Below are 20160 nucleotides of genomic sequence, written 5' to 3'. Positions count from 1 at the left end.
GTTCCTCCTATACCTCGTATAACCTGTAGGTTTTAAAGAGCTTCTCATCAGAAGATGCGTGTATTATCCTGATTGGCTTTGGAGCTTTTCCCTTCACAATGTCAGCATCTGCTGAAGGAAGGAAATGGATCCTGATCTTATCAATCTTGCCAGCTTTTCTTGCTCTTCCATATGACGGTATCACCTTTGAAAGCTCCTTTTCTGCAATCTCCTGAACAAGCTTTGCACTATAATTGCCCTCTTTTTCAGGTTTTAAGAAGAGTTCGAAGCAGTTCTTTTTATCATTTGCAAATAGACAATAATCGTAAGTTATCATACCGGCTTCTTCATCTATCTTCTTACCAGCCTGCCTGAGTGACAGTGTATTTATGGATACACCACTAACAGTAACTACATCCTTTCTGTCATAACAGTAGCGCACATAGGTCTGACCGTCCTGTATCTTTGTGGCTTCAACTATGATTCCGCTTCTGTAGCGGTAAAGTCCTGCCATGTTCGAAATGATGACTTCGTAGTGCTTGGATATCTCGAGTTCTGACGCTATAAATGTCTTGTCTTTATCTGAATCCTCCGGCAAAAACTCAAGGAATGAATCTTTTTCCATAATGATATAGGTATTTTCTCCGGGAGCAGATACTTTTCCTATAATGCCCTCGGCAATGCCAAGATAGCCATAGTCAAGTGGTACGCTCCCTATATACTTCATGATCTGCCTTGAATAAACAGCATTTTCGCCGGAGCCTGCTGAAATTATAAGATCAAGATTTTTCCAGATTTTGGGCAATACATTTTCAAACCCCTGTTCAAAAATTGTTCTAAGCTCTTTTGCTCGCCTTTTTGAAGGTTTCAAAAGTTTTGAAAGCTCTTTCCTTCTGCCTTCAGCAAGACCTGATACTTCAGATACTCTTCCGCTTGCAATATCCTCTACAAGCATCTCCCACATACACTTAAGGAACCTCACCATATCAAGGATATTTACGGTAAATGGCACGATGATCTGTGAGACATCAGGGTCTGCGAGCGCAAATAAAAGCTTTGCATATCTTAAATCCTCGCCGGGATTTTTAAATAATACGCTCTCTGGCGCTGTGATAGTTCCATACTTATTTTCAGTACTTCTAGCATGCGAATTATAGATATCAGATTTCCTGATACCAGCAAGAACTGTATCAGCAACTGAATGAAGTAGTGCGCCATCATTAAAGCGGATAGTCCCTGATTCTCCTGCACTCTCTATTGCTAGGAATGTCGAGTATCTGGCCGCTTTAAGCTCCTCAATCAGCACATTCTGATATACAGAAACAAATGGCGCAGTCTGAGGCACCAGAAATTCTCCACCGTCAGGACACAGCTTACTTGAATAGGCAACTACCTTCTCCTTGCAGATCAGGTTACTCTCTCCTATTCGGGTCATAAGCTTAATAAGCGGCCTGTACATACTGTAATCAGAAAGAGGCACCTTCTTTTGGTAATCCACCACCTTGTGTATACTTCCAAAACCATACCTTTGCCCGTATTCTGTATCTGCATTTGCAAGAAGTATTGGAAGGAGCGAACTTTTCGCCATTTCATCATTATCTTCTTCTCCGAGAATTATCATGCGGGCACGCTTCATGAAATGTTCAGCCATCTGGGCATTAAAGAACTTGGCATCAGGCTCAAGAGGACCTAAGATACCAAAATATTTGTGCATAAGGTTGTATATTCTTTTCCTAAACTCATCGTCAAGACCAGGTGTTATCGCCATCATCTCGGCAAGATAACCAAGGACTGGCCACGCGAGTTTTTCAAGCTTAAAGCCTCCCTTTACAGTCACATCAAAAATGTTTGCAAAGTCACTTGCAAGCTTTAAAAGGCTCTCGGGTGTGTGGTTCATATCCTGCGCAAGAGAGCCGTGGTTCATAAAGTACACATATACAATTGTCTGAGGAAGTATTATGATCTTTTTGGCTTTACCAAGACATTCCATGCTAAAGCAGACATCTTCGCCATATTTCATGTCCAGGGAAAAGCCGATATTGTATTTACTCAGAAAATCCCGTCTTATGAGCTTACTCCAGATAGTAAGGCCACCTGCATATATAAGGTCATTGAGCTTTTCATCGCCCTTTTTGAACTCAAGCATATGAACCGTCTGATCAAACCTTGCTCTTGTATCAATTGCCTGAATGACAGTCTCATCCTCAGGAAGGGTCTCTGCTCTGAAACTTGCAATATCTGCCTCGGTTTCCTCCATGCCTTCAACAACTTCCTTAAGACCATCATCAGTAAAAAAGTCGTCAGAATCAAGAAAAGCGATATATTTGCCCTGTGCCTTTGTAAGCGCATAGTTTCTGGGGCTGGACGGTGTCCTCTTGTCATTATTCAGGATATATATTTTGACATTGTCATCTTCTTTGGTGAGCTTTTGTACCGCATCAGCATATGAATCATCAGAATTATGGACAACAACCACCCACTCAATGTTCTTAAAGCCAAGTGTCTGCCTCTTTAAGGAATCATAGCCTCTTTTAAAGAATTCTATCTTCGTGTTATGAAACGGTGTTATAACCGATACCAGATATTCTTTTTCACCCATTACTGTGCTCCTTTTTCCTCAGCTTCTTTTCTGCTCTTCCAAAATGACGGAATATTAAGCATCTCATTGACGTCAATAACATCTTTAACATCGTCATGGGAATTTAAAAACTCAAATAGTGCAAAATCAGAAAGATCGCCAAAGTTATTATTAAACAGTTCCTTTAGCTCTTTGCATTCATACAGCTCTTTTGCACCGATTTTCCCGCAGGCAGGCTGGATATATGAGGACTCTAAAAGATTTAGAACATAGGTTTTGATCTCATCTATTTTGCTCTTGTTACTTTCAAGGTATGGAACGCCTTTTACAGTATCATCGATAAGCTTTGTAATCTTCATCTGCGTTGTAAGCGCATTTATAAGCGTCTTAACCTGCTTCTGACCTCTTGTTAGAGACGCGCCTCCTATGCGGTACAGATACCACTCACCCGGAAGCTTGGCATATTTCCTGGCTTTTAAAAGACACCCCAGGCAAAAAACCTGATCTTCAGCCATCTTGGTATCACCAAACCGAAGATTATTGTCCTCAATAAAGCTGCGCCTGTAGAGCTTATTCCATATACTCCAGTGAATGTGGTGCAAATGCCACTCTTTTAGCCTGTCTTCTACATTATCAGAAAGGATTGTGAGCTTATCAGGTCTGTCTCCCTCATCGAGAGTAACTCTGTAAAGCTTATCATCTGTAAGCATACCTAAATTATCAGGAGCATCATCTACTGTCTGTATCAGCGCTCCCGTCACATGAATAACGTCGGCATCAGCCTCTTTTGCTGCATCGTACATGGCTTTGTACGCATCTGGCCTTACCGCATCGTCACTGTCTGCAAAGGCGATGTATTCTCCTCTGGCCACGGCGATGCCTGCATTTCTTGCTGCTCCCGGTCCCATATTCCTGGGCTGGTCAATAAGCTGTACTCTCTCATTGTTGCCAAAGTGCTTTTTGCAAAGCTTCATGCTGTCATCACTCGAGCAGTCATTTACTATAATAACCTCAACACTATCAAGACTCTGCCTAAGGAGTCCGTTAACACAGTCTACGATATACTTCCTCGCGTTATACATGGGTACAATTACAGATACATCAAACATCTATGCCTCCTTAACCTAAATCGCATAAAAACGCCGATGAGAAAATGACAAATCCCAGCCTATTTATAAATAATTTCGAGATAAAAAAAAGATACCGATTATTTTATCGGTATCTTTTAATGTCAATTTAATGGTAAAAAGGGTTAAATTTTTGTTCAGCATCTTGGCCCATCTGGTTAAGGAATTAAGAGCATCTACTTCACTACTATCAGTAACGATCCTATATTTCAGCGGCTGAAGATTTGCTCCTGATGCAGAATTATCCGAGACCACAAGCAGTGCTATACCAGATTAGGGGTCTACAGATTTTTCATAAAAAATCTGTTCATGGTACTATGAACCACCTCTTTAGGACGCACTATCTCTTTATAACCTTTCTTTTCATAGATATGGATAGCGGCCTGAAGGTTATTATGAGTCTCCAGATATGAAGCTTTGTAACCTGCTTCTCGCATCTTATCTTCAATGAAATCTATCATTTCGTAGCCAAGTCCGGAACCTTTTGCCGAATCTGTAAGATATAGTTTTTGCAGTTCAGCGGTATCTTTCATCGGTTCAAATCTATCATATCCTATTCCACCAATGACTTCACCATTATCGTCTTCAATGACGTAGTACCTTCGCTCATCATTGCCATAATAATCACTAAGGTGGTCTAGTCCCTCATCGAAATATACCGTTCCGGGAATATCAAGATTAAATTTTTTCAGGTTATCTCTTACAAGCGCTGCAACTGCTGCATTGTCAGACGCTGTCATTTCTCTGTATTTAGGCATAGGCATCCTCGCATGGTTCATTTAAGCTCATACTGTATATCAATAGGGGAGTCGATGGGAACAGTTCTGTGAGTCACTTCAGTTTTTCAATCATACCGGCTAAAGCCAAAAAGCTTTCAGATTTGACTAAGGCAATTCCCTGTCCTTCATCTCCGAGAACAACCAGTTGATCCCCGGGAGAGATATCAAACAGCTTTCTGGCCTTGACCGGAATCACTATCTGGCCCTTTTCTCCCACTGTTACAAGGCCAAAGAGGTGCTTGCCCTTAGGCGGAACAGCGAATCCCATATTGTCCTCCGGCTCGTAATTGGCAAGGTCATCTAAAGAGACTCCAAAAATATCCGCAAGCTGCTTGCATTTATCAAGATCAGGAATGCTCTCTCCGGCTTCCCATTTGGCAACGGATTGCCTTGTGACTCCGAGCTTTTCTGCAACATCCTCCTGAGTCATCTGTGAGAATTTTCGCAACTGAACCAGATTATCCTTGAACATGGTTTATTTCTCCTCGTATATTATGTAATGGCAGGACTGCTCAAAAGTCCTGCCATATCGGTCGGAACCATTCCAAATCATGACTTCGTCATGATGGTTCCTCCCCTCTTAATTCCCAGCACTGCCCATCTGAAAAACGGTATTCGTGAAATGATGGCATACAGGCCATATCCGAAAAGAAATCCCGCTGCAAGACTTAAAATGTAGCATGCAGGCGCAGGCAAAAGCCCCGTTTTTGCAAATATAAGAGCAACAGTAGATATTCCAAGGTAATGGAATACATATAGTCCGAAGCTGTGATCTGACATCCATTTGGAAAAAGATCCTGAAAAGTCCCCAAAGCGTGCCATACCCGCCAGCATTGCCAGCGATCCCACATACGCATCAAGCGCATATAAGAAGCCTCTGTTGATTGGCTTGTCCGCATAATTATCGCCGAAATTCATAACCGCGAATACAACACATATAGCCACTGCTGCCACTATCAAAGGTACTGCTATCTTCTTCAGTTTTTCGATCACTTCATCATTTGAAAACACGAAATAACCAAGCATAAAGAAAACAAAATAAAATGCAATTCTGTAAACTGAAACAATAGGAGTATTAAGAATCTGCGCTGCTCCCCAGATTGGAAAAACAAACAGTGCGATCAGCCACAGAGGAGTCTTAGCACCGGCAGCCAATAGCTTTCCTTTTTCGATCTTTCTTATAACCACCAGTAACACGCAGTATATCCACAGAAGATGCATGTACCAGAGCACTCCGCTTCCGGAGGCAACCATTATCAGATAGATAACCGGTTTGGGAACTCCCGCTGACGCAAGTCCTTCAAATCCGCCTCCAAGCGACATGCTCACATACCCTTGAATGAATTGAAATACAAAAAGACCTATAGTTGATGGTACCAGTAGTTTTAAAGATCTGGACTTTATGAACTCCTTATCCGAATGTGAATCCAAAGACAGTCTGGCACTTATTCCGGAAACCACGAAAAGAACCGGCATAAACCATGGATAGACCAGATACTGATATATGTCGTAGTACTGAACCGGCAGATCTGTGATCTTTCCAAGACCACCAAGAACGCCCTCAGCGTTATACATATAAAACACATGATAGATCACAACGATAACGACAGTAGTCCAGCGAATGTTGTCCAAATAGTGTTTTCTCATACTAATCCCACCTTTGCAATTTATTTTAACATAATTTTATTGCTCTAATAAGTATGAGTCCACCAATCAAAATTAACATTTAAGAAGCATTTGTGTTAAGAATTATTGCACTAGTTCTGCAAGATGCCGGAAGACATATGAATTATCATACCTTTTTCCCATAAAAGAAAAAGCTACTTTGAAGTTTTTCCTTCAAAATAGCTTTTTCTGTCATGAACGGTCTTATTATTATCCTATGAACCTTATAAATATCATCATAAATCCTGAAATCATTCAAAATCCTTGATCTTCGATGCATCAATTCCAAACTCTTCCGGAAGGAATCTCGGGCATACATTCTCTTTGGTAGCAATAACAGATGCTGCAAGTCTTGTTCCTATCTCGCAGGATTCTCTGAAACTCTTGCCATATGTAAGACCGATGGCTACACCTGCAAAGAAGGAATCGCCTGCACCGGTAGTATCTGTAACTACAACCTGCCTGGACTTAACATATCCGGATTCACCGTCACAAGTAGCATATACAGAGCCCAGCTCTCCGAGAGTTATTACCATCTTCGGAATCTGAGAAGCCTTGAGCTTGCATACAAGGATCTCACGCAGCTGCTCCGGATCCATATCATCATATACATCAGAAAAGAATATTCCGGCTTCTTGCTGATTGCAGACAAAGCATGCACAGTTCTTCAGAAGATCTCGCCTTTCTACTGCTATAGTCATATTCGAAACTACAGCATATACCTTCTTGTCATACTTTTGTGCAAGAGCAAAAACTCTTTTAAGAATATCTTTTTCCATATCGAACTCAATGATGATACTGTCGGCATCTTTGAAGATCTCATCACCCTGTTCATCGAGGATTCTTGCGATCTCGCTTAGATCGGGGCGCTTGGAGATCGATGCAACAACATCACCTGAGTTATCAAATATAGCAAGCCATGAGCCAAGTCCGTCCTTGACTTTCCTGATATATTTGGTGTTGACCTTATGGTTTTTGAGCTTATCAACAACATCAATGCCGATACCTGTCTCGTCAACAAGTCCTACAAATGTGGGTCTTAACTCAACATTGGCTATATCCTCTGCTATGTTACGGCTTACTCCTCCATGTACCTGTACTACATTACCTACATTTCTCCCACCGGCAATATACTGCATGGAAGGATAGCCCTTAATATCAACAAAAACAGCGCCAATTACAACAATACCCATATTTACCTTAATTCCTTTCGTACCCTTAGGGGTTAAAACAAAATACGAAGCGTGAGCATAAAAAGTGCCACGGTTTCTGCCACTACTATTGCTCGCAGGATCCATGAAAATCTTTCGAGTCTGTAGAGCCTGTTCAGACGAGCATGCGCCTTTAATAGCTTTTTGTCAAGTTCTCCAGCAAGGTTGAATTCATCGCCCATACTAAGGCTCTGAAGGCCCCTACCTACCAGAAATTGTATAGTAAGCTCTTCTCTGCAATCAGGACAACTGTCGATATGCTCCAAGAACTCAGCAAGTTCCAGATTTTCAATAGATTCGTCAAAAAAAGAGGGAATACACCGCTCTGCTTCCTTGTGTGTCATAACTGTCTTCCTTCAGGTCATCATCAGGCAAAATAGGTAAATTCAAAACTATCTACAACTATCCTGATCTTCTAGTATAAGACCGGATATAAGTTCTATCAGCTCCTATTCTCCATAGCGACAAGATTCTCAGCGCCATGCATCTTTCTAAGCTTTGGTTTTTCTATCTTGCCTGTGGCATTACGTGGTATTTCTTCGAAGAAAATGGTTTTAGGTCTCTTATATCTTGGAAGACCCATGCAATACTCATTGATTTCTTCTTCTGTACATATCATACCATCTTTTACTTCAATTATGGCAGCAGTTTTTTCTCCAAGTCTTGGATCAGGAATTCCGATAACTGCTACATCCTTGACTTTATCGAAAGTTCTAATGAAATTCTCAATCTGAACAGGATAAATATTCTCTCCGCCACTGACTATTACATCCTTCTTGCGATCTACAAGAAAATAAAATCCGTCCTCATCCTGCATAGCCATATCACCCGTATAGAGCCAGCCATCTTTTAAGATCTTGGCAGTCTCTTCCGGATTATTATAATAACAGGTCATAACGCCGGGCCCTTTGACACACAGTTCTCCGACATCACCCTTGTCCACTTCTTCATCATCTTCATCAACTATCTTGCACTCCCAGCGATATCCGGGTATGCCGATAGCGCCAACCTTATCGACGTTCTCAACTCCAAGATGTACGCATCCGGGGCCGGTAGACTCAGAAAGGCCGTAATTAGTATCATACTGATGATCAGGAAAATATTCAAGCCATCTTTTGATAAGTGATGGCGGAACAGGCTGTGCTCCGATATGCATAAGCCTCCACTGGTCAAGATCATAATCATCAAGGCTAAGTCTGCCACTGTCAAGAGCATCCAGAATATCCTGTGCCCACGGAACCAGCAGCCATACGATCGTACACTTCTCGCTAGATACTGCAGATAATATAACTTCTGGCGTAGCACCTTTTAAAAGCACAGCTCTGCTGCCTGCAAACAAGCTTCCCATCCAGTGGAACTTGGCTCCTGTATGGTATAGAGGAGGTATACATAAAAAGACATCATCTCTTCCCGTTCCATGGTGCCTTGCTTCCATCTCTGCTGCCTGCGACAGGCTCAGATGCTTATGAAGGATTGCCTTAGGAAAACCTGTTGTTCCTGATGAAAAATAGATTGCAGCAAAGTCATCATCTGTAAGAGGAAGATGCGGCGACTTAGAAGAACAGTCAGCAACAAGCTCTCTATAACTCTCTGCAAAACTCGGACAATTATCACCTACATAGAAAAGAAGACGTCCTTTTGAAAGGCGCTCTGCATATGACTCTATACGTCCTATGAATTCAGGTCCGAATACTATAATGTCAACTTCTGCAAGCTCTGTACAATACAAGATCTCTTCTGCATCGTATCTGAAATTGAAAGGGACTGCTATAGCACCTGTTTTTAACACGCCGAAATAAACAGGAAGCCACTCAAGACAGTTGTACATTATGATCGCAACTTTATCATTTTTCTTAATGCCTCTACTAAGAAGCAGATTGGCAAATCTATTGGCCTTCTCATCAAAGACCTTCCATGTGATCTGTCTTCTGTAAGGCTCAAACCTTGTTGGCTCTATAAGATCATACTCTTTCCAGGATATACGTCTGGTATCGGCCATCTCCGGATTAAGCTCTACAAGAGCGATCTCGTCCGGGTATAATTTTGCATTTCTTTCAAGAAGTTCTGTAACTGGCATAGCCTGTGGTCCCCCTTTGACCTCATAATATTTGATGATGCGCGAAAAACATATATGAAGAAGATTCTTTTGGAAAAAGATTTTCTTTTTCACTTTAACGCTTCAACGTATTATATTTAAAGTATCACATATACGGTCAAACGTCAATGTCCGTTTGCTTTCTCTATACTTGAAAAGTATTGACTATGTATGTATAATATATGTATGGAAGAATTAAGTTTTGAATGGGACGAGAACAAAAACGAAATAAACAAGAAAAAACATGGCGTTTCTTTTGAAGAAGCCAAGACTGTATTCTATGATACATATGCCCTTTGCGAATTTGATGACAACCACTCCGATACCGAAGAACGTTTTAGGATTCTCGGAGTCAGTAAACGTGGTAATGTTCTTATAGTTGTTCATTGTATCAGAAGTAAGAATACAATCAGAATTATATCTTCACGTAATGCAACCACTAGAGAACGCGAAGGCTATGAAAGGAGTCGATACATATGAAAAAGATAGATGATGATGATGAATTTTTAGAAAAAGAGTTCGACTTTAGCAAAGCAATAAGAAATCCATATGCAAAAAGATTGCATAAAAAAATCACTATGAACATAGATGTAGATGCACTTGATTATTTTAAAACACAATCTTCTGCATCCGGAATTCCCTATCAGACATTGATCAATCTGTATCTTGTCGATTGTGCTACATCTAATAAAAAATTGGAATTAACCTGGAAATAATATCTACGTAACTTGTTCAAAGCGGTCTGCCAAGGCAGACCGCTTTGAGTTATAGTAAACGAAATCTTATCATTATCCATATGCAATATTTTATACTACGCCAAAGCCATTTATAATCTCTACGCATCACAGCACACTTCCTATCCGCGGGCTGGTAGAGGATTACATATCTTCTCCTATAGGGCTTCCAGGGAGAGTCCAGGGGAGTGACTATACTTGTACTCCTATATGCGGGAAGAAGCCAGCCATTTATCGATATCATCTTCCATATACCGGATTCATACTTTTTATGGTCATAGTATTCCCTTAGCTGATCCGGTGTTATCACTTCATTGTATCTGGCTGCCATCTTCTCAAGTTCAAGTCTATGCCTGTCACTTATATTAAGATCACAAATAGGCTTAAAAGGCACAATAGTTTTATAAATCTCAGATACCTCTTTATGCAGAGCTTCAATATCTGTATCCCTCAGCCACTGTATACCTTTCATATAGTCTATGACCGCCTTATAGATAAGTTCGATATCACCATAACGCATGCATATTAGAGATCCAATGATCCGTTTAATAAGGCGTATCTTCACTGCCTTCAAAGATGTATCCGGATAGAACATCTTCATGGATATAAGTTCATTCCTCGTATTGTAATACTGCTTGACTCCGGTAAAGGAAAGTTCAAACCCCTGATGCCATACATTAATACCATTTAGAAATACCACCCCATTACGCTCAGCCAGCTTCATTCCAAACTGGATATCATCGTGATGTACGAACAATGGCAATGGCAAGTTGTCCCTTGTGATCACTTCCATAGGATAGCAGCAACACCACCAGGCGCCGTACCTGTCCCTCTCATGCTCGGTTCCAGTCATCCAGGTCGCCGCAGCATTCTCATAGCTTCTCATATCAACAAGAGGATGCTCATTAACTATCCTGAAATTCTCAAACCATTCTCCTGCCGCGTGCTGTATATATCTATAATCTTCACGAAAAAGAGCTCCGCCTACAGATATCATTGCATATTCTTTTTTCAAAAAAGAAAGAAAACCATAAAGCCTTGTAAAAAGATCCGGATCAAAAACAGCATCATCATCCATCATTAGAAGGTGAGTCAGTGACAGCTCTTCTCTCCTATTCATTGCTTCTATCATGCCACGGCTAAATCCTCCGGCACCGCCGGTATTATCATTAGGAATAACTTCTATATTATTGGTAGATGCTACGAGATCCGTAAACTCCTTACAATCTCCAAGAGACTTGCCATTATCTATGATAAAAACATGAATATGCCCGGAAGCCTCAGGAGTATCAGACTCAGTCATAGAACTATTATTGCCTTTGAAACCGGGTTCTATACCCAAAACATTGGAGGCTTCTGTCCGATCACCTTCCATCCATCTTATTAAAGACTTCATGTTACGAAGGACATACTGCTCACGCTTGTAAGTACATATGTTAAGGCCTAGATTCACCGGATTACGCATACGGCTACTACGCCCTTCATAAAAACCCTCAACATATGTTATGGCTGAGCGCAAAGTTTTTCCCAAGCATCGCCTAAGCCTGAACCAGAATACTCCCTTGTCATACTGTGTATATGGGTATGCAAAGCGACCTTCTATGATACCGCTTCCAGCGTCCATGTCCTTCTTTAGATCTATGCTCCTTATCACTTCCCTGTCGTGCATAAGTTCCAGCACATCGTAGCCCGAACATTTAAGGACCAGTTCAAGCGAATCTATGAATGTATACTTTTTGTGTTTTTCTATATAGAAAAGATTGAAATAGCCATCATACAGATCGAAGATATCATCTGTGTGGAAGTATAGCTCCGGTTCATTACATATATCCGTTGATGGATGCAGAATAGTCTGAAGATTCATGGCAAACCTCTAATTTTTTCACTATAACCCTATTACCGCAAGCAAAGAAAGTGACTGATAGTTCAAATTCGTGTAACTTGCGATACCAATTTAGTTTTTAAAACAGGACATTTTCAAACTTTACTCGCAGTGCAAAATGCTGTTCAGTATATTTCAAGATAAATTGTAGGATCAAAGTATTCTTTGAAGTGTACTCTGCATTACATGAAGCATATATAACCCAAATGGGCTCTTCATCCTTGCAACAAATACTACAGCTTTAAGCCTTGGCTCAAGTACTTTAATATCAATATTGTCAAAAGCTTCTGCGTACTCTTTCATATTCATCGTATTTCTTGCAATTCTAAGCTTTTGTATCAGGTCATAAGGACTCATTGGACTAAAAAAGCATAACCGACATAATATTGCAAAAGACTTGATAACACGTGCATAGTAAGCAATGTATAAAGATTCATCACAATTATCTGATTTCTCCACTAACTCATTATTATCATAACTTTTTTCGAAATCATGACTCTTTCCTCCGCTTTTTACACTTCTGATGTCATCTCCTATCATCTTGAATACTTCCAGATCTTTTTGGATCCTATCCGGGTCATATTTATTGGTTATAGATTTTTTATTGAAACAGTAATGATACAGCTTCCTATGAAGGTATGCTACTTTGGGAGAGCATCCGAAAGCAAGATAGTTGAATGTCATATCATCAAGTGTCTTAAGCTGTTCCGGGAAAATCAGATTATTGTCATTAAGAAAGCTCTTTTTATAAAGCTTATTCCAAGGGGCCGCTATTGCGATATCGCTTTTATGGGTGGACTGATACTGATCTTTAATATGCAGATTAGTACTATAACGCAGCATATAAGGATATAGAATAGCGCATCTAAGATTCATGATATGATCCTGCGCTTCAATGATCATACTATCATCTGCAAGGACAAGAGGCTCTTTTTCTCTGACTGCATCAAACATGACAATATCTGCATCCGTCGTCTCTGCGTACTCGTAAGAAGCCCTGCAGTAATCAGGTGATACATAATCATCCGGATCAACAAAAGCTATCCACTTACCTGCTGCGCAGAAAAGACCTGCATTGCGGGCTGCTGCCGGACCTTGATTGGACTGATGTATCACTTTAATGACAGCGCCGCCTATCTTCTTAGCATTCGCCGCATAATTTCTGCATATGGATAGCGAGTCATCTGTCGATCCATCATCTACAAGGATGATCTCTATTTCAGACAGGGTCTGCGACAAAAGGTGCTGCATACACCTGTCAAGATAGGCTTTAGCATTATATACAGGAACTATTACAGATACCTTCACTCCCATATCGAACCTCAGTAATATCAGAAAATAACTCAGCCTTCCTACTTAGACAGTGCAGCATCACCAAAGGCTTTGCTCTGCCTAAGCGGAAAGGTGTCAGGAAAAAATCCACGCCCAGACAGCGCTGTTAAATTACTGCTTCCACCCAAAAGTCTCGATAGCTTTAGACAGCGCTTCCGAATCTCCCCTTCGAACAAAATGGTGATTCTCATCCTCTATAAAGATCTCATGATTAGCCCTGGAATCTCCAAGGATCATCTTCTTGTTCATAGCTTCGTATATGAATGCCTTGCCAGGGATAGTGCGATCCTGCTTGCCATCGCCATATGCAAAATGCCCTGCAAGACACAGATCCGCTCTCCTTATCCTTGCTGCCAGTTCTTCCTGAGAAAGCCATGGCATTATATCTATACACGAATATCTTTCGACTATATGTTGTAAGGCATCATCAAGTCCTCCTATATAAGTCATCCGGATGTCCCTGCCTTCATACTTTCTTGCAAGAATCAGATATGCTTCTATAACAACATCTATTCCCTGCAAAGGAAGTCCTGTGCCAAAATACAGCACTTCAAAAGTTCTCTTATCCTGAAGATATTCAGCTTCTTCTGTGGCCAAATACGTCTTTTCATCTTCAGGGGACGCTTTATAGATAGATGACTCTGCTTCTAAGTAAAAAGGTTCTATATCGCTGCGCCTATATCCAAGAATTTCTGATCCGAAGAAATCAGCATCAGCTTCGGTATCCGTAAGTACATAATCCGCGTCTTCAAGCACCTTCCTGTCTAGAGATTCAAGATATCTTGATAGCGGATTACCAGTACCTATATACTTCCTATCAAGAACTATAGTGTCATATAAAGATAAGAAAAAATCCGCTACAAACACAGGTCTATCTAATCGTTCCTGTCTTCCGGCCTTTTTTCTGATATACTTCCAGATAAGTTGCGGGAGGAATCCTACTATTATCACATCATAATAGGAAAGATCTATAGACTTTAGTCTGCGCCTCAAATCGAATACTCTTGATATAGGACCAGCCTTCTCAGAAGATATCACAAGACTCTCCAAAGCGCATTCCAAAAGGACTCTTCTAAACTGGAGAGTCCTAATATAATCAGCATTCTTGACTGTAATATATATTACTTTACGTCCTCTTAGAATCTCTGTCAGGCGAGAAGGTATCATACGCGCCTCATCAAAAACTACTATTGTGCCCCTATCCATCTGGACAAATCATATATACATTTTTGAACTACGAACACGCAATAAATGCGTGTTTCTGGAATATACGTTCAATAAATCATATTATTGACTCACAGGCATCTACCTGTAATAGATCCTACATTTCTCATGCTCAGTTATATCAGCCTGTTTGACGCCGTCATAATACATCTTTCTGGTGTGATACTGAGTATCCTGAAGTATCTTGCGATTAGCAGTTATCGTATCACCCAGTATTCCTATCATCTGACACATAGCACCTATTATGATCAAGGTACACCCCAGTATCAGAGACTGTACATGTCCGGCTCCACCATACTTAATAAATAGATATATGAACCTGATCCATACTATAAGTCCAGGTATGATTGGGAACAAAGACAAAAACTGGAAGAATTTTAAAGGTTTATAAATAAGATACGCTCTTAATATAGTGAGCATTGAAGTTCTGACATAACCCCACATAGTATGGGCAAGCCTTGATGGCCTTAGGGTTGGATTGACCCTTATAGGCACTGATACTATCGGAATCTTCTCTCTTCCCGCCTGCACTATTGTTTCCAGCGTATAGGTATAGTCATTTACAACATTTAGTTTTAGTGCCGCTTCTCTGGAAAAAGCTCTAAAGCCCGACGGAGCATCCGGAATCGTAGTCTTTGATGCCTGACGTACAGCCCAGGAGCCGAGGCGCTGCAATTTTTTCTTGAGAAAAGAAAAATTCTCATTCTCTTCGATTGGTCTTTCACCAATCACGATGTCAGCACGCCCCTCGAGGATTGGTTCTATGAGCCTTGCAATATCATCACCGCAATACTGATTGTCAGCATCGGTATTGACGATTATATCAGCACCATTTTCCAGACATACATCAAGCCCTGTCATGAAGCCCTTTGCAAGTCCCTTGTTCTGGGTGAAATTAACGATATAATCAACTCCCCAGTCTCTGGCAACCTGCGTAGTCTTATCAGAACTTCCGTCATTGATGATCAGGTATTCAATCTTATCAATGCCATCAAGCTCCTTGGGAAGGTCATCAAGAGTTGTGATAAGAGTATTCTGTTCATTGAAACATGGAATCTGAATTATCAGTTTCATATGGATGACCAGGCTCCTATGAATTATCGTTACAATCTTTTGTTAACATCTTCTTATAATATATTTTCTTTAGATTTACTATCTTCAAGTTTATTATCTTCAGTTTTACCTTCTATAGAATTACCAGCTTTGTTTTCACCGTTTTGAGCTATATCCTCTTGATCATTCTTATTGCCAATTACAGCAAGTACACTGACTGCAATCATGCATACACACAGGAACACCATTACAGTTATCCATATCACGGTATTCCGCTTAGCCTTCCTCTCCTGCTCCAGCGTATCTTCGAGTATTTCATTATATGCTTCCTGCTGCTTGAACTCTTCGTGCAAGGCTTTGTCACTTTCTTCTCTAGCTTTCCTTGCGGATGATGCAAGAGATGCAGCATCAGGATTAACAGATACCCCGGTAACAGAAGCCGGCGCATCAGTTCCATCTATAGCATATTTAGGAACATACTGAGTCATTTCTTTGTAGTAGATGATATAGAAATCACCCTCCTGCCCTGTTACAAAAACAGAATCTCCAATATTTAATTCCCTTATCTTCTCAGAATCCATAGACGGCTCTTCAAATGCGTAAGTCTGCGAAACTATCGTATTTACATCACCACTTATGGCAGCATATGACATAACACTCATAGATATTGAAGAAAGAACTATGCACATGATCATCAATAGTAATATGAAATTTTTTATCTTCATAATATATATGTTCATGGTACTACTCCTTTATTTAGGCGCTTCATATTTTTACCCAAAATCATTCATTAAAATATAATTTCAGATGTCCATAATAGATAGGAGTATCATATCTATTGCAAAGCTCACCATCTAAAGGTGTATCCGCATCTGTTATGATTATTGCTCCATCAGGTAAGGAATCTATATTAACATCCTCTACTTCAGCATCAATAACATCAATTGTTTTATCCCTTAAGCCAAACTGAACAACTTCTATATAAGGAATCCCACCTTTAAAGATATGTATTATCTGCCTGCCAGGATCCTCGTTTTGAAGCTTTTCGACTTTCCTTGTCAGCTGTACATCTGTATATACATAAGGCTGTATCGAATACATATACTTATTGCAGGTTATCACCGACAATACCAGCTGAACCATGATAATACCTGCCAGTATCACCGATTCATTAGTCATGCGAGCCATTAGAACTATAAAGCATACACCCCAAGAAATAACTATTCCAAATAAAACTGCCCTTATGAGAAAAGCCTTTGAATCGCTATCAGATGGCGATAGCATGTAGCTGACTCCGGCCATAGTAAATCCCTGCAACTCACTCATTCCGGTATTGTTCCTACTGATAACCCCCAATATAGGAAGACTTAATAGTACGTCTGCCGCAGATATAATGCCTGTGATGATCACCGGATGCCCTGCATAATACATTGCATATATTCCATATATAAACAGCACCGGAATCAGCATATCCGTATATCTTCCATGGAGCAGCAGATCAAGCCTTGTATTATCAGGAGATGGAGAATCTATCAGATACACAAGAGCTACACCAATCTGTGCAAATACAGCCAGAAATATATATACTTCAAACAAAGCACGGCTCCCAGATCCTCTATTTTTCAGTGATCTGATACCCTTTACAAAAAGGGATGTTATCGCACCTATCCCCCATATTCCCAGGCCATATGAAGCAAGGCTTATATAAAGGACTTTACCAGAGATATTTTCAAACATGTATTTCATCCCTTGGAGGGAAAAAATCTTCAATATCTTGGGCAATTGACCGTTATAATCATTCCAATTGATAGTCTCTTTGGACTGAAAAGTATAAACCTCAGAAACTATGTGACTTTTGATCACAAAGCTTACTACAAATACAACTATAGTTACTGCTATAAAAGATAGTATCCCTATCCTAATCCTGCGATTGCCGCAGCTAAGCGCCCATACAAGAAGTGTCAGTATTATCGCTATAACAGTTCCTATCATTCTCATATGGACAAGATATGCATACATCGAGCATGCAGCAAGTGCAAGTCCGCCGATGATACCTGGTTTTTTCAAAAATCTGTACATCAAAAAAGAAACAAGTACAAATAAAAACAATATAAGACTCTCTGACATAGTGCTCTGCGAATATAAAGACCATGCCGGATACATTACAGCAGATGCACTTATTATCGCAGCAGCGCTCAGAGCCCTACCTTCACTATGTATATTCCTAATATCGCTTATAAAAAAATATATGATCCATACAGCAGCAATGCTCAAAGCAAAGTTAATGACTATTGCTGCTCTGTATGCTGTTACTGCGTTTTTGAAAATATTAAAGATTATATATAAAATCAGGCTGTACCCATAAGAATAGTACGAACCGATAGATGTCACCTGCGACCAGTCATATCCGCTAAGTCTTGCAGCAGGTGACCAGTAGCCAAACTCATCCGGATAGGCCCAGAAACTGTAGATACCACCTAATCCGCCAAAACATATACACAGGATGATAATAGATATAAAAACAAGAAATCGTCTGGATTTAAGATTTGTTCTCAAGGACTTTCCCTTTCACGGAGCTTTTTTGCATAATAATAAAACTCATATAGTACGCTGGATCAAAGTACCTCTTGAAACATATATATTCTATCAGTATTGCTAAAAAAATGCGGAGCAGCTTGCGATACTGCCCCGCATTGTGCCTTATGTGATCAGATTACTACTATGAAATATGTGAAATGTCCGTTAGAAGGTGTGAAAGAAACAACTGTTCCATCAACAGTAGCATCAAGAACTGTTGTATCACCGCCATCAGCTACCTGGATAACCTTAACGGTTCCAGTAGGAGCTTCTTTAAGGACAGCCTTAGCTGTTCCGCCGTTCTTAAGTGTGATATCAGCATTAATAGCATCACCAACTACTGTTCCGCCGATAGCTGCTGCAGCTGCATTAGCTGAATCAAATGCCATAGGAGATTCTTGGGCAGTCTTTGAGAATACTGTCTGCTTGTCGCCTGCAGTCTTGCCGTTAGTTGATGTAAGTACGAACGCCTTAAATGTCTTGGAATTTGTAACATCAACGGTTCCTGCTACATTAGTTTTAAGAGTTACGCCGCCAACAACTGCAGATGTACTTGCTGCTGTCTTCTCAGCCATAGTCTTATTGAGCTTCTCTCCTGCTGACTCCTGCTCTGTCTGAGTTGACTGTGTAGCCTGAGTGGTCTGCTCTGCTGTCTTGGTCTTCTGTGTTGTCTTCTGTGTTGTCTGATCTGCTGGCTCCTCATCTTTCTTATCAGAAGGATTTGGAACTGCTTGCTCCTCATCTTTCTTATCAGAAGGAACAGAACCATCCTGCTCTGACCCAGTAATAACACCAGCAGGATCACTAGCAGGATCATTAGCACTAGCCACCATAGGTACTACCATGATCGTTGCTGCCATGGATACAGCAAGGAATCTCTTTACGAACTTCATGTTCATATCGTCTTTTCTCCTTTCAACATTAAACGTTTAGGTTGGGGATAATATAAGCGATGCATCATACTTACTTTCACAATAAGTAATTATGATAACCGCATACTTATATTTTACGATATTCTGAATATTAATCAACCTTATTTTGATATTTAGAATATCTTTACCGTTACATCTATTTTTATCGGATGATAACTTTTAAAGTTAATCATTTTATCTTATAAATTACATATGATATTATTAATATCTTTGGTCATTTCAATTTTCTGTATCATGGTAGAATTTTATTGTTCTAAAAGCTCCCAATATCCCATTTTAACTAGGTTTTGAATATTGCAGATCTGATTTAGCTGGTATCTGTCAATTTCAAAATAAGTTTATATTTAGGCTTCTATTCATAGAACTATATACCACGTAATTAGTACGTTTTTCTGAAATCTATGTTCAGGAAGTAATTTTTACTATTTATGATTTAGGTGGAAAAAACATGTCAGAAACAAGATTTTCAGTTTATTTAAGGCTATTAAGAGAATCCAAAGGGCTAAAGCAAAAGGATGTAGCCAATAAGCTAGGCGATACAAGAGCCACATACTCCCACTACGAGAATACGAGACTCACTCCACCTGCGGATGCATTCTACAAGATCGGCAAAATGTATAATGTTCCAATTGAAAAGCTCATCCGCCTGTCATTAATACCCCTTAATCCTGAAAACGATCCCGATTTAGACCCTGAGATTCTATCTCTAGATGATGAGCTATTTATGGATCCAGTCAACGAGAAGAAACCACCAAGTGATTATGTGGAAGTAATCAGGAAGATGTCGGACATACACAATGAGTTCCTGCTGTCAATGAACAACAAGTCCAAGCATACACTCGCAAAAGAGCTTAGCACCTTCGACAAAGAACTGATTTTCTACTATCATATGCTACCTGAAGACATGCAGCTTGTAGTTATCGATCTACTACGCGATATATTGGTAAGGACTAGCGAAAATTAAGATCTTGCATATAAAAACTCCTAACGTG

18 protein-coding genes are annotated in these 20160 nt (G+C 40.2%); 3 read left to right on the top strand and 15 right to left on the bottom strand.

Features of this window, described 5'->3' with window-relative positions; all coding sequences use genetic code 11:
• Positions 1-7 precede the first annotated feature (7 nt).
• The 8 genes from I7804_RS09830 to I7804_RS09795 all read right to left on the bottom strand — a co-directional run bounded on the left by I7804_RS09830 (position 8) and on the right by I7804_RS09795 (position 9416).
• Complete coding sequence (locus I7804_RS09830) at positions 8-2578, bottom strand: GH3 family domain-containing protein (protein WP_248403197.1); 2571 nt, start codon at positions 2576-2578, stop codon at positions 8-10.
• Entirely contained in the window at positions 2578-3666 is a 1089-nt protein-coding gene (locus I7804_RS09825; RefSeq protein ID WP_248403195.1) for a glycosyltransferase family 2 protein, read from the bottom strand. Before I7804_RS09825 ends, I7804_RS09830 begins: the two co-directional genes overlap by 1 nt.
• 299 nt (positions 3667-3965) lie before the next feature.
• Positions 3966-4442, bottom strand: a complete 477-nt coding sequence (locus I7804_RS09820; protein ID WP_027206537.1) for a GNAT family N-acetyltransferase — start codon at positions 4440-4442, stop codon at positions 3966-3968.
• Positions 4443-4515: 73 nt separating this feature from the next.
• Entirely contained in the window at positions 4516-4935 is a 420-nt protein-coding gene (locus tag I7804_RS09815; protein WP_248403193.1) for a helix-turn-helix domain-containing protein, read from the bottom strand.
• Positions 4936-5012: 77 nt separating this feature from the next.
• Positions 5013-6110, bottom strand: coding sequence for an acyltransferase family protein (locus I7804_RS09810; protein ID WP_248403191.1), 1098 nt, complete (start codon positions 6108-6110; stop codon positions 5013-5015).
• A gap of 269 nt (positions 6111-6379) precedes the next feature.
• Positions 6380-7321, bottom strand: a complete 942-nt coding sequence (locus tag I7804_RS09805; protein WP_248403189.1) for a carbohydrate kinase family protein — start codon at positions 7319-7321, stop codon at positions 6380-6382.
• Positions 7322-7353: 32 nt separating this feature from the next.
• Positions 7354-7683 carry a zf-HC2 domain-containing protein gene (locus I7804_RS09800; protein ID WP_022758719.1) on the bottom strand — a complete coding sequence of 110 codons (330 nt, stop codon included), beginning with the start codon at positions 7681-7683 and terminating at the stop codon, positions 7354-7356.
• Positions 7684-7781: 98 nt separating this feature from the next.
• Complete coding sequence (locus I7804_RS09795) at positions 7782-9416, bottom strand: class I adenylate-forming enzyme family protein (RefSeq protein ID WP_022755700.1); 1635 nt, start codon at positions 9414-9416, stop codon at positions 7782-7784.
• Between the two features lie 204 nt (positions 9417-9620).
• Between I7804_RS09795 and I7804_RS09790 the strand changes: the two genes are divergently transcribed.
• Positions 9621-9914 carry a BrnT family toxin gene (locus I7804_RS09790; protein ID WP_248403187.1) on the top strand — a complete coding sequence of 98 codons (294 nt, stop codon included), beginning with the start codon at positions 9621-9623 and terminating at the stop codon, positions 9912-9914.
• Positions 9911-10150, top strand: a complete 240-nt coding sequence (locus I7804_RS09785) for a CopG family antitoxin (RefSeq protein ID WP_248403185.1) — start codon at positions 9911-9913, stop codon at positions 10148-10150. Before I7804_RS09790 ends, I7804_RS09785 begins: the two co-directional genes overlap by 4 nt.
• Positions 10151-10199: 49 nt before the next feature.
• Here I7804_RS09785 and I7804_RS09780 read toward each other — a convergent pair whose 3' ends face one another.
• The 7 genes from I7804_RS09780 to I7804_RS09750 form a co-directional block, all read right to left on the bottom strand.
• Complete coding sequence (locus tag I7804_RS09780) at positions 10200-12032, bottom strand: glycosyltransferase (protein ID WP_248403183.1); 1833 nt, start codon at positions 12030-12032, stop codon at positions 10200-10202.
• A gap of 171 nt (positions 12033-12203) precedes the next feature.
• Entirely contained in the window at positions 12204-13364 is a 1161-nt protein-coding gene (locus I7804_RS09775; RefSeq protein ID WP_248403181.1) for a glycosyltransferase family 2 protein, read from the bottom strand.
• Between the two features lie 129 nt (positions 13365-13493).
• Positions 13494-14549: a hypothetical protein gene (locus I7804_RS09770; protein ID WP_248403180.1), complete on the bottom strand. Its 1056-nt coding sequence runs from the start codon at positions 14547-14549 to the stop codon at positions 13494-13496.
• A gap of 138 nt (positions 14550-14687) precedes the next feature.
• Positions 14688-15680 (bottom strand): glycosyltransferase family 2 protein, encoded by a 993-nt coding sequence (locus tag I7804_RS09765; protein WP_248403179.1) that lies wholly within the window; start codon positions 15678-15680, stop codon positions 14688-14690.
• A 53-nt stretch (positions 15681-15733) separates the two neighbouring features.
• On the bottom strand, positions 15734-16384 hold the full coding sequence (locus I7804_RS09760) for a hypothetical protein (RefSeq protein ID WP_248403178.1): 651 nt from the start codon (positions 16382-16384) through the stop codon (positions 15734-15736).
• A 58-nt stretch (positions 16385-16442) separates the two neighbouring features.
• Positions 16443-18215, bottom strand: coding sequence for a hypothetical protein (locus I7804_RS09755; RefSeq protein WP_248403176.1), 1773 nt, complete (start codon positions 18213-18215; stop codon positions 16443-16445).
• A 152-nt stretch (positions 18216-18367) separates the two neighbouring features.
• On the bottom strand, positions 18368-19135 hold the full coding sequence (locus I7804_RS09750; RefSeq protein ID WP_248403174.1) for a hypothetical protein: 768 nt from the start codon (positions 19133-19135) through the stop codon (positions 18368-18370).
• Between the two features lie 481 nt (positions 19136-19616).
• Between I7804_RS09750 and I7804_RS09745 the strand changes: the two genes are divergently transcribed.
• Positions 19617-20132, top strand: coding sequence for a helix-turn-helix domain-containing protein (locus tag I7804_RS09745; protein WP_248403172.1), 516 nt, complete (start codon positions 19617-19619; stop codon positions 20130-20132).
• Positions 20133-20160 lie beyond the last annotated feature (28 nt).

It is taken from the genome of Butyrivibrio fibrisolvens (assembly GCF_023206215.1).
Classification (GTDB): domain Bacteria; phylum Bacillota; class Clostridia; order Lachnospirales; family Lachnospiraceae; genus Butyrivibrio; species Butyrivibrio fibrisolvens_C.
The sequence above is the reverse complement of the archived record's forward strand: the minus strand, read 5'-3'. Positions and strand labels throughout refer to the sequence as shown.